Source organism: Rhodomicrobium sp. Az07 (assembly GCF_018619475.1).
GTDB lineage: Bacteria > Pseudomonadota > Alphaproteobacteria > Rhizobiales > Rhodomicrobiaceae > Rhodomicrobium.
In genome coordinates this window covers 1-11,480 of the sequence record NZ_JAHFZG010000021.1, presented here as the reverse complement: position 1 = coordinate 11,480, position 11,480 = coordinate 1, and the positions used below count along the sequence as shown (strand labels likewise).

The following is an 11,480-nucleotide window of genomic DNA, read 5'->3' as shown; positions in this document are numbered from 1 at the left end:
TGCTAGATGTGGTATAGGACGTTCGTGGCTTCGTATCTACGGAAAAATGAATATACAGACCGAAAAAATGTCGCAAGCCGCCGATGTGGCGGTCGAGCTTCTGCAATCGCTGGGCAACAAGTCCCGGCTCATGATCATGTGCCAGCTGATCGAAAGCGAAAAGTCGGTGGGCGAACTCGCGCAGTTCCTGCAAGCGCGGGAGTCGACCGTCTCGCAGCATCTCGCGCTGCTTCGAAAAGACCGGCTCGTCGCAACTCGGCGCGAGGGGCAAACGATCTTCTATTCCATCTCCAGCGACCCGGCACGCAGAATGCTGGAAATTCTCTACGAGATCTACTGCCCCTGAGGCGAAAGACGCGTTGCGGCAACTGGTTCATTAGGCACGGAGACCGCTTTTAGATCCAAACGCGGTCCTTTCCGAAAAAAGCTGAAACAATCCTGCCCTTGACTCGAATCGATCCTCGCGTGGATTTGGACACTGATAGGCGCATCCGTGCGATTCGGAGATCGCCGTGAAGCGGGTGTGCATAGAACGGACAGGCATTCGGATGAGCTATAGCGATAAAGCAGTGGCGTCGATGGTCCAGGAGCTGCCCTTCTTGCGAACCAAGTACCACGAACTAATGCATGTTTTTGTCTATCGTAATTACGTTTCGGAACGCGGGCGAGAGCTAGGCGTGCAGGGGTTCTTGCGGCGCGTCAATATCATGATGCACTGTGTCAGTCGATTGTTTGAATACCTTCCACTTGACCGACCACAGGCCAATCTCCCAAATGATGAATCAATCGTCGGGGCCGAAATTGCGGCGCATGCTTTTCTTATCAATGTCTATGGAGCAATTGACAACCTTGCGTGGGTTTGGGTGTGCGAGAAGAGCGTCCGAGACGAGAAAGGTCGGGCCGTAAAGCGGGGAAATGTTGGGTTCTGGCGGAACAATACTATCGTTCGGACGTCGTTGCCCGCCGAATTGCAAACATATCTAGCCGAAAGAGATAAGTGGCTCGACTACGTCGCAGATTGGCGGCATCCATTGGCGCATAGGGTCCCGCCTTACATTCCGCCTTACTGCGTCGCTCCAAGCAATGAAGACGTTTATCAAGAACTTGAGCGAAAGATGCTGATTCAGTTGTCAGTGGGGAACGTAGCAAGCTACGAGGAGGCGAAGCAGAAACAGAAGCAGTTGGGATGCTTTCGCCCGTGGTTACAAGGATCGTTTAGCGAGAGTGGTCGCCCAATTCGCGTTCATCAGCAAATGCTTATAGATTTCGTTACGACTCATGAGATGGGACTTAAAGTGGGTCATGCGTTGGATCCACTTCGACCTGAAGGTGAGTACTGATGGATACGGAATTACAACTTGAAGCATTGCTGTCCTTTGTTATGTCCGATGATCGGGTCTGTCCTCGCCCCATGGAGTGGCATGCGCTCTGGCAAAAAATCGGCGGTCGACGCCTCGACACCAATGGCGGCATAACCTGGGAGCCAGCGCCACCGATCGTGCTGTCGGCATGGACTTTCTCCAATGACGCTTCCCGTGCGGCCCGATTCTACGAGCACCTTCAATGGGCAACTGCGCACGGTGCACTTGATATCGCGGACACTTTCGTACGTTCGCTACCCCAGGAGGCATGGCACCACAGTAACCCGGCGAAGCCACGTTACGCCTGAGTCTACAATCTCTACACGGCCTCTGGCCCATTCTTCAGATTCGGGTTCCGGCCGGTATCCGCTATGAGATCCCAAAGCGAGCTTCGCCGTTTTGCTATGCTACGAAACTTGTTTCTTCTGCTCCCCCTCATCCCACCGTCTCGCGGAAGCGATTGACGATCGGATAGCGGCGGTCGCGGCCGAAATTCCTCTCGGTGATCTTCACGCCGGGGGCAGCCTGCCGCCGCTTGTACTCCGAAAGATAGAGCAGGCGCTCCACCTTTTTCACCGTGTCCGGCGCATGTCCGCGCGCGACGATGGTGGCCAGCGGTTCCTCGCGATCCACGAGGCTTTCGAGGATGTCGTCCAGCACATCGTAGGGCGGCAGCGAATCCTGATCCCTCTGGTTCTCGCGCAATTCGGCGGTCGGCGCCTTGGTGATGACGGTCTCCGGGATGACGATGCCGCCCGGCCCAAGGCAGCCCATCGGCACGTGCTCGTTGCGGAAGCGCGACAGCGCGAAGACCTGCGTCTTGTAGAGATCCTTGACCGGATTGAAGCCACCGTTCATGTCGCCGTAAAGCGTGGCGTAGCCGGCCGACACCTCGGATTTGTTGCCCGTGGTCACGACCATCCCGCCGAACTTGTTCGACACGGCCATCAGCGTCGTCCCGCGAATGCGCGATTGCAGGTTTTCTTCGGCGAGGCCCGGCTGCGCGTCCTTGAACAGCGGCGCGAGCATGCCGCTGAACGCCTCCACCGCCGCATGGATCGGCACGATTTCGTAGCGAACGCCAAGCGCTTCGGCGCACGCTTCCGCGTCGTCGAGCGAGGCGTTCGAGGTGTAGCGGTAGGGCAGCATGATGCAATGCACGCGCGCGGCGCCCAGCGCATCGGTCGCCATTGCCGCACAAAGCGCGCTGTCGATGCCGCCGGAAAGGCCCAGCACCACGCCGGGGAAGCGGTTTTTCTCGACGTAATCGCGCAAGCCTGTGACGCAAGCGAGGTAGGCCGCCTCGCTCCCTTCCTCGACGCGCGCATCCGGGCCGCTTGCACACGCCCAGCCGCTTGCATCGCGCCGCCATTCGGTGAGCGCAAGCGACGTCTCCCACGCCGGAAGTTGCGCGGCGAGCGCACCGTCGCGGTTCAGCGCGAAGGACGCGCCGTCGAACACGAGTTCGTCCTGCCCGCCGAACTGATTGATGTAGAGCAGCGGCAGGCCGGTTTCGGCCACGCGGGCGCGTGCCACGTCGAGCCGCTGCGCACACTTCTTCAGCGTAAAGGGCGAGCCGTTCGGCGAAATCAGAAGGTCCGCGCCGCGCGCCGCGAGCGACCCCGCGACGGCAGGAGTCCAGATATCCTCGCAGATCGGCAGGCCGAGACGAAGCCCGGCAAAACTTACCGGCTCGGGCAGCGGCCCCGGCGCGAACACGCGCTTCTCGTCGAACACGCTGTAATTCGGCAGCTCCACCTTGTACCGCAGCGCTTCGATACGGCCGCCCGCGAGCAGCGCAATCGCGTTGCAAACATTGCCGTCCTCCCCCCATGGCGTGCCCACGAGCAGCGCCGGGCCGCCATCGGCCGTGGCGGCGGCCAGCGCGCGCACCGCCTCCATGCACGCCCCCACGAAGGCGGGCTTCAGGATCAGGTCTTCCGGCGGATAGCCCGCGATGAACAGCTCGGGGAAAACCACCAGATCGGCTGCCATGCCGCGCGCTTCGGCTCGCGCCGCGCGAGCCAGCGCGGCATTTCCGGCGAGGTCGCCGACAACGGGGTTGAGCTGGGCGCAGGCAATGCGCAACGTCGATGTCATGTGTCGTCTCCCGGGGACGTTTCGCGGCACGGGCGCGAAACGCCAGAACCGTACGCTTCCGGCGCGATAGGGATCAAGAAAATCATCCACCGGCAGCGGGTCGTACGGAGTACTGCCCTGGCGTCGAGACATGTGGCATTTACGGACATCGATCGCGGCGGATGGCGCACGGCGGCAAAGGAAGGGCCGCCAGCACGGTTGCTTATTAGGGCGCAATTTGTTATTTGCACTGTGTGAAGCGCGCCCGCAAGGCGGCCGTTTCAACGCCGGCTTAGCACAGTGGTAGTGCAGCGGTTTTGTAAACCGAAGGTCGGGGGTTCAAATCCCTCAGCCGGCACCACCGATTCCCCCACGGATCGTTGTCGTGGGTGACGATTTCGATGCGTTCGCGGTCGCCCTCTCCGCCGCACGCGACCGGCTTCCGCATCGGTGTCTCACCCCTGCCTCAGAAGACAGGTCAACCGAAAGCCAGGAGCGTCTCAGTATGCAATCCGAGAGATAAGATAAAGGCGCTGTATTGCGCGAAGGGCGACAGCGCTTCCACGCACTCGTTACAATTTTTAAGTGAAAAAGCCGAAGGCAAAGAAGAGTGCCATCCTAATCTGTTTTGGAATAAAAGTCCTAAGTTGTTTGCATCTGAAGAGCTTATGGGCCAAGATGCCCTAACCTTGATCTTGGGCAAAATCCAACTCATAAATAATAAGGCCGATTATCATGACGGAGCACAAGCCGCGTCGAAAGAACGGTGGGGGTGCCTCCAACAAGGCTGCGCCGGTGTCCGAGGAAAGCGACGCCCTTCGCGCGCCTCGCAACGAAATTACCTCGTCACCCGTCATCGTTGGCATCGGCGCGTCGGCGGGCGGCCTCGAGGCGTTCACGGCCTTCTTCGAACACATGCGTTCCGACAGCGGCATGGCTTTCGTGCTGGTCCAGCACCTCGCCCCGGACCACAAAAGCATGCTCGCTGAGATCCTCGGCAAGACAACAGCGATGCCCGTGACCGAAGCGGCGGATGGCGGCGAGGTCTTGCCGAACCACGTTTTCGTCATCCCGCCCGATGCCACACTCACTATCGCGAACGGGCGTTTCGTTGTCGTCAAACCGGCACCGCCGCGCGAGCTACGCCGCCCGATAGATACGTTCATGTTTTCGCTCGCCCGAGATCAGGGCGAGAACGCCGTTTGCGTGATCCTCTCCGGCACCGGAAGCGACGGGTCTCTTGGCCTCGGTTCGATCAAGGAACATGGCGGCCTTACGATTGCCCAGGCCGAAATCGACCATAAGGCCAAACTTGGCATGCCCAGCAGCGCAGCGGCCACGGGCTTCGTCGATCATGTCCTGCAAGTGAGGGACATTCCGGCGAAACTGCTAGACTATCATCGCCATCTTGTGGAGGCGAAGGCGCACAAGAACACCGAAGGCATACGCGATGATGCGGCTGGGCATCTGGCGGAAATAGCCACGCTGCTCCGCGCCGCTGTCGGCCACGACTTTTCCGAGTACAAGGAAAAGACCTTCGTCCGGCGCATCCAAAGGCGCATGCAGGTTCTGCATCTCGATAGCATGAATGGCTATCTCGAAGAGCTGCGCGGAAATCCGAAAGAACTTGAATTCTTGTTTCGCGACCTCCTGATCGGGGTCACTCAATTCTTCCGCGATCCCGCCGCCTTCGATGCACTCGAAGCGAAAGTCGTGCCGGCGCTCATCGCGGGCAAGGGCTCAGACGATCAGGTTCGCGTCTGGGTCGCGGGCTGTGCCTCGGGCGAGGAAGCCTATTCCATCGCAATCCTTTTGATGGAAGCCGTGGCGAAGCTGCCATCCGCCCCGGGGATCATCATCTTCGCGACCGACATCGACGACCGCGCGATCGTGCATGCGCGCGCCGGACGGTACCCAGAAGCGCTGCTGGACGCGGTTTCACCGCAACGGCTTGAGAGGTGGTTCGTTCGCGAAGGAGATCATTATGCCGTCTCATCCGAACTCAGGGAAAACATCGTCTTCTCCGTTCATAGCGTGCTGCGCGATCCGCCCTTCTCGAAACTCGACCTGATTTCCTGCCGCAATCTCCTGATCTATCTGGACACAGCGCTGCAAGACCGGCTGATTCCGATCTTCCATTATGCGCTTCGTCCCGGCGGTTACCTCTTCCTGGGCCCATCCGAGAGCATCGCCCGGCAGGAGCATTTCTTTACAGAGGTGGACAAGAAGCATCGCCTCTTTGAGCGGCGCAACGACACGCCCGCTGCGCTGCCAAGTCTCCCTCTGTCGCCTGCGGCGTCGAGAGGGATTGTCATCTCATCGGCAGGCATACCGCACCGCCACGCCGCAGAGAGCGGCGTCGAAAGAGGCGCGCGGCGCGTGATGGAGCGATATGCCCCGGCTCATCTTCTCGTCGACCAGAAACATCAGGTTCTCAGCTTTTCCGGCCAGACGGGAAGATATCTCGATCCCCAGCCCGGCGCCGCCAGCTTCAACCTCTTCAATCTGATCCAGAATGCTTTGCGCCCGGTGGCTCGCTCTCTGCTCCAGAAAGCCGCAGCGACCGGGCTCCGGGCGGTTCAGGGAAATGTTGCGATCGAGGTTGCGGGCAAGAGCGATGCTATAAACCTCATCGTCGAACCGGTCCTCCCCGCCTCAGGCAAGGCCACGCATTACATCGTCATTTTTCAGGATATCGAGACGAAAGAGCCGGCTGGAGTGCCTGACAAGGAAGGCCGGGGCAGTGGCAACAAAGAACTCGAAGCCGAACTGAGCGCCATCAGGGCGCGCCTTCAGGCGGCGCTCGACGAGGCGGAACAGGCGAATGAAGACCTGAAATCGGCGAACGAGGAATATCAGTCTCTCAATGAGGAACTGCAATCGTCCAACGAGGAGCTGGAGACCTCGAAAGAGGAAATGCAGTCGATCAACGAGGAGCTACAAACCGTCAACAATGAACTCAGCGAAAAGAACACGTCCCTGCATCGGTTGAACAGCGATCTTCAGAACCTGCTTGAGGGCACGGACATCGCCATCCTGTTTCTCGATGACGCGTTATGTGTGCGCACATTCACGGCCGCCTGCACGAAACTGTTCCATTTGCGCGAAGCGGATCGCGGGCGCCCCGTCATCGAGATCGCCAGTCGCCTCAGCTATCACGCCATTGAAGCGGACGTTCGGAGCGCCCTCGCGGCGCTGTCCGTTGTCGAGCGCGAGGTTCATACGCCCGACAACGGGGCCACGTTCCTGATGCGGATCAGGCCTTATCGGACGTTGAACGGTGTCGTCGATGGCGTGGTAATTACCTTCGTCGATATTTCCGAGCAGAAGCGCCATCAGGAAACGCTCGCGCGTCTCGCTGCCATCGTGGAGTCCTCGGATGACGCGATCATCGGCCATTCGCTCGATGGCGTTATTTCGAGCTGGAACAGGGGTGCTGAGAAGATTTTCGGTTACACAGCGGAAGAAATAGTCGGAAAGCCTCTCTCAGTCCTCGTCGCGGCGGCGGGCGGGAAGGACCAGTTGCCCGGCGTTCTGGAGCGGGTCAAGCTTGGCGAAGCTGTCCAGAGCTACGAAACCTTGCTCGCGGCGAAAGTCGGAAGACGCATCCACATCTCGTTAACCGTCTCCCCGGTGCGCAACGCGGATGGCACCATTATCGCCGCCTCGATCGTGGCGCGCGACGTCAGCGAAAGGGTCCGCTCGGAACGGCAGCGAGACCTGCTGATGAAAGAGCTGGATCATCGCACGAAGAACACACTGTCGACCGTTCTTGCGATTTCGAGGGAAACCGCGAGGCACGTCACGACACTTCCCGAGTTTGGCGCCGCCTTCCAGGCTCGGATTCTGGCGCTCTCCAAAACGCATAACCTTCTCACCGAGAGCCATTGGGAGGGCGCTTCCTTGCGGCGGATCTTCGCTGCGGAGCTTTCGCCCTATGATCGCGCGGGTGATGAACCCCGCTTCGCGCTCGACGGAGAGACGGTGAACCTGACCCCCGCACAGGCCCTGATGCTCGGCATGGCGGTTCATGAGCTGACGACAAATGCCGCGAAATACGGCGCGCTTTCTACCCAGTCCGGCAGGGTGGATGTCACCTGGAGCGTCGACAGGAGCGGGGCCGAAGAGGTCGCGCGAATTCGATGGGTCGAGAGCGGCGGGCCACCGGTGACGCCGCCCACGCGATCCGGCTTCGGGTCTCATCTGATTGAACGCGGGCTTTCATTCGAAACAGGGGGAGAGGTTCGCCTCGAATTCGCGCCCACCGGTCTTCTGTGCGTGATCGCCATGCCGCTCAAGCGCACAGACAATGACGGCGAGCGGACCGCAAATGGCGCTTTACCTGCGAATCGAGAAGGCGAGGCGTAGGTCAGCCTGCGTTAAATCGGACTCGATTTGACTCTGCGTCAATGGATACCGGTTTAGCGCTGATACTGATTAGGTGGAGGCGTCGTCGGACTCGAAACCACGGAAAGCCCATCTCGTCGCGAGGCCGAAGAGGAAGAGCGCCAGCGGCGGACCGAACAGCACGACCGGAATGCCAAGCACCTCCTGCCGGGTCTCGCCGTTTATGAATTCGATGGCAAAGTAAAGCGACCAACCCATGATCCAGGCCGCCGAGGCAAGGATCCAGAGCCTGATCATGCCGCGCCGCCAATTGATCGGTGGCGCCTTTTCCCGTTCGAGATTGAACCGCCGGTTCTGCATCATTTCTAGCCTCACTTCTTCAGTGAAACGCGGTCGCCAACCTTAAGTCCGAGCTTCCTGGCCTGCCCTGCCCCGATTTCGAGCACGCGAGACGCCGGTCGGCGAGAGGAAATCACGTCGATTGAAAACGGCTCGGCGTTTTGCGCGATGGAAACGACTCGCCAGTCGTCCCCGATGAAAACCATATCGAGCGGGATGAACGTGTTCTTCATCCACATCGTGATTTCGCGTTCCCGGCCGAACAGAAAGATCATGCCCTGGTTTTCGGCAAGCGAGCGACGGAACATGAGCCCCTGTTCGCGCTTCGAATCGGTGTCGGCAATCTCGACATCCAGAGGCACGGGGCCGTTTGCGGTCTCGATTGTCAGACTGGCTCGATTGAAAATCACGTCTCCAAACGCTGGCGCCATGATTGCCCGGCTGAGAAGAGGAGAACTCAAAATGAGAAGGGCCGCAAGCGCGGCCCTTGTGATATTTGGTCGACCCATTGTCATGGGTTCATGATCCCTTAATGCGAGGACGGGTAGCCCATCGTCCCGTCGGGACGAAGCTCCGCGGCCATGAGACCCTTGTCGCCATGCCCATACCGCACCTGAACGATTTGTCCAGGACGAAGCTCGGCAAACCCGAAGCGCCGCAGCGTCTCCATATGGACGAAGATGTCTTCCGTCCCGGTGCCGCGGGTGAGAAACCCGAAGCCCTTGAGACGGTTGAACCACTTCACCATGGCCCGTTGCCAATCGCTTTCCGGCACCACATGGACATGTGTCCGCTGGGGCAATTGCGAGGGATGGATGGCGGTACTCTCGTCCATCTCGATCACACGGAACGCCTGAAGCCCACGGTCGCGCCGCAGGACTTCGCAGACAATTCGGGCGCCTTCATACGCAGTCTGATAGCCGTCCCGCCGCAGAACGGTGACGTGAATCAGGATGTCGGGCAGACCACCGTCAGGGACGATGAAGCCGAAGCCCTTGGATACATCGAACCACTTGATGTGGCCTGCGATCACGAAGACGTCTATACTTGGTTGCTCTGCGATGTCGTTAAACGAAGTAATGGTTGGAGGTAAATTGTCCCCCATTTTGTAGTCCCCCGCTTCACTGAAATACGTGGCGCCCGCAAAGATCTCGCCCAAGACCTCAACGCCCGCCAACTCACATTTGAAACATAACATTCCACGCCACCGAGGCTAGAGAAAATTAACTCTTTCCCCAACGCTCCACGCGGTCTGCCTTGCCTGCCGCCGGCCCTCACCGCAGCAAGCGATTGATATTCCGAGTTAAATTTTGACAAAAATGTGTCATAAATCCAGATTTGCCGCAAAGCCCTGCCTTTCGCAAGGCTTTCCTGACACGGGCCGCACCGCGCAAAAAGAGCCCTTGACCGCCAACAAGTTCAGCGAATCAACGGCATGCCTCCCGCCTTTACGATTGCGGATCCCCGCTATCCACACCTGTTGAAATGCGCAATTGCATGGCGGCCATGTTTGTAACCAAACCCACCAAACGGGTTGCGGGATGGGCCATCATGCTTAAATGACGGTCAAGTTGGAGGCTCGAATGAGATATCTGCACACCATGGTCCGCGTGACGGACCTCGACCAGTCGCTCGACTTCTATGTCAACAAGCTCGGCCTGAAGGAGGTGCGTCGCCTCGAAAGGCCGGAGGGACGCTACACCCTCGTCTTCCTCGCTGCGCCCGGAGACGAAAGCGCGCTCGTGGAACTCACCTATAACTGGGATCCGGAGGAGTATGGCGAAGGGCGCAATTTCGGCCACCTCGCTTATGAAGTCGACAACGTCTACGACACCTGCCAGCGTCTTGCCGACGCGGGCGTGACGATCAACCGACCCCCGCGCGACGGCTACATGGCCTTCATCCGTTCGCCCGACAACATTTCCATCGAACTCTTGCAGAAAGGCGCGCCTCTCGCGCCCGCCGAACCCTGGATATCATTGCCGAACATCGGCAAGTGGTAAGGAGATACTCTCGTCATGATACATCAAGACTATGCCGCAGGAATGAAAGTCCTGCATTGGGTGCTTGCCGCCCTCATTATCTTCATGCTCTACCTCGGCTGGACGATGGGGGGCATCGAAAACCTCGTCGAGAGAATACAAGCGTATAACCTGCACAAGTCGCTGGGCATCACGATCCTGGCGCTGATGGTTCTGCGCGTTCTCTGGCGCGCGGTCACGCCGACGCCGCCCGAGCCCGCGACCATGTCGGGCATGGAGAAGCTCGGCGCGGCGCTGGGCCATCTCGCGCTTTATGGTCTCATCTTCCTGATCGCGGTTTCCGGTTGGGCGCTCATTTCGACCTCGGACAAGCCCTCGCTGCTGTTCGGCCAGCCTTTCCCGCTCCTGCCCTGGTTCGTCGATCTCGGCCCCGACGAAAAGAAGAGCATCCATCAGACGCTCGCGGCAGTTCACGAATTCGCCGCCTTCGGCCTTGCCGCGATGATCGGCCTGCATGTGCTGGCGACGATCTGGCATGCGGTTCGAGGCGACGGCATCTGGTCGCGCATGGCGCCGCGCTTTCCCGGTCGCGGCGCCGCTGTCGCACTGGCGGTGACGGCTGCGGGTTCGGTCGCGCTTCTTGGGGCGAGCGACGCGCGGGCGACCGAATGGAGCGTCGATCCGCAGAAGAGCGCGATTGCTTTCGAAGCGACAGGCAGCGGCTTCGTTACGAAGGGCACGTTCAAGGCGTTCCGATCGGAGGTCGAGTTCGACCCGGCAATGCCTGAACAAACCTCGGTTCGCGTCCTGATCGACGTCAGAAGCGTGAGCACCGGACAAGGCGACGTCGACCAGGCGCTTCTGTCGCCCGACTTCTTCGACCCGGCGCGCTTTCCCACGGCGGAATTCGTGGCGCGGAGCGCGAAGCCTGCCGGAAAAGGCAAATACGTGCTTGAGGGACGCCTCACAATGAAGGGCGTCGCCAAGCCCGTGTCCCTGCCGTTTTCGATTGCCACGTCGAACGGCGCGGCATCCGTGAAAGGCGAGACTGTCATCGACCGCCTCGAATTCGGCGTCGGCCCGCAAACGGTTGCAGGCTACGCGGTCGAGAAGGACGTGAAGCTTTCTATCGACCTTGCCGCTCTGAAGCTCACGAACTAGATCAGCCTGTGATTAATCGGACTCGATTTTGACGCAGAAAAGCTGATCGACAACAGAAACCTACAGCGTCGTGGCGCGTCTGATTTGCGGCACGAGGCTGTAGGAAGTGTGGACTCTTGGGATTCCCAAGGGCAAGCAAATCAGATTCAAGGCTGTCATTTGGGAGGCAGCCATGGGTGTTCTGGACCGTCTGGTTCTTCGAGACGATCAA

Annotated in this window: 10 protein-coding genes and 1 tRNA gene; 7 read left to right on the top strand and 4 right to left on the bottom strand. The window is 59.6% G+C overall.

Annotated features, from left to right (window positions below):
• Positions 1-46: 46 nt before the first annotated feature.
• From KKP04_RS13730 to KKP04_RS13720, 3 genes are all read left to right on the top strand, one after another.
• Entirely contained in the window at positions 47-346 is a 300-nt protein-coding gene (locus tag KKP04_RS13730) for a metalloregulator ArsR/SmtB family transcription factor (protein WP_215032716.1), read from the top strand.
• Positions 347-548: 202 nt separating this feature from the next.
• Entirely contained in the window at positions 549-1,340 is a 792-nt protein-coding gene (locus KKP04_RS13725; RefSeq protein WP_215032713.1) for a hypothetical protein, read from the top strand.
• Positions 1,340-1,669 (top strand): hypothetical protein, encoded by a 330-nt coding sequence (locus KKP04_RS13720; RefSeq protein WP_215032711.1) that lies wholly within the window; start codon positions 1,340-1,342, stop codon positions 1,667-1,669. Before KKP04_RS13725 ends, KKP04_RS13720 begins: the two co-directional genes overlap by 1 nt.
• A gap of 127 nt (positions 1,670-1,796) precedes the next feature.
• Here KKP04_RS13720 and KKP04_RS13715 read toward each other — a convergent pair whose 3' ends face one another.
• The gene (locus KKP04_RS13715) at positions 1,797-3,461 is read right to left on the bottom strand and encodes an NAD+ synthase (protein WP_215032708.1); all 1,665 of its coding nucleotides are present in this window, start codon (positions 3,459-3,461) and stop codon (positions 1,797-1,799) included.
• 265 nt (positions 3,462-3,726) lie between these two features.
• On the opposite strand from KKP04_RS13715, the gene KKP04_RS13710 reads away from it, so the two are divergent.
• Together KKP04_RS13710 and KKP04_RS13705 are read left to right on the top strand one after the other, a co-directional pair.
• Positions 3,727-3,801, top strand: a tRNA-Thr gene (locus tag KKP04_RS13710).
• Positions 3,802-4,175: 374 nt separating this feature from the next.
• A complete protein-coding gene (locus KKP04_RS13705; RefSeq protein ID WP_215032687.1) occupies positions 4,176-7,808 on the top strand; it encodes a CheR family methyltransferase in 3,633 nt (1,210 codons plus the stop codon).
• 69 nt (positions 7,809-7,877) lie between these two features.
• On the opposite strand, the gene KKP04_RS13700 is transcribed toward KKP04_RS13705, so the two are convergent.
• The 3 genes from KKP04_RS13700 to KKP04_RS13690 form a co-directional block, all read right to left on the bottom strand.
• Positions 7,878-8,150 carry a hypothetical protein gene (locus tag KKP04_RS13700; protein WP_251134118.1) on the bottom strand — a complete coding sequence of 91 codons (273 nt, stop codon included), beginning with the start codon at positions 8,148-8,150 and terminating at the stop codon, positions 7,878-7,880.
• Between the two features lie 8 nt (positions 8,151-8,158).
• A complete protein-coding gene (locus KKP04_RS15595) occupies positions 8,159-8,536 on the bottom strand; it encodes a DUF192 domain-containing protein (protein ID WP_371818812.1) in 378 nt (125 codons plus the stop codon).
• Positions 8,537-8,655: 119 nt separating this feature from the next.
• Positions 8,656-9,231, bottom strand: coding sequence for a cold-shock protein (locus tag KKP04_RS13690; RefSeq protein WP_215032799.1), 576 nt, complete (start codon positions 9,229-9,231; stop codon positions 8,656-8,658).
• A 478-nt stretch (positions 9,232-9,709) separates the two neighbouring features.
• On the opposite strand from KKP04_RS13690, the gene KKP04_RS13685 reads away from it, so the two are divergent.
• Together KKP04_RS13685 and KKP04_RS13680 are read left to right on the top strand one after the other, a co-directional pair.
• A complete protein-coding gene (locus KKP04_RS13685) occupies positions 9,710-10,129 on the top strand; it encodes a VOC family protein (protein ID WP_215032670.1) in 420 nt (139 codons plus the stop codon).
• A gap of 15 nt (positions 10,130-10,144) precedes the next feature.
• Positions 10,145-11,269, top strand: coding sequence for a YceI family protein (locus KKP04_RS13680; protein ID WP_215032667.1), 1,125 nt, complete (start codon positions 10,145-10,147; stop codon positions 11,267-11,269).
• Positions 11,270-11,480: the final 211 nt, after the last annotated feature.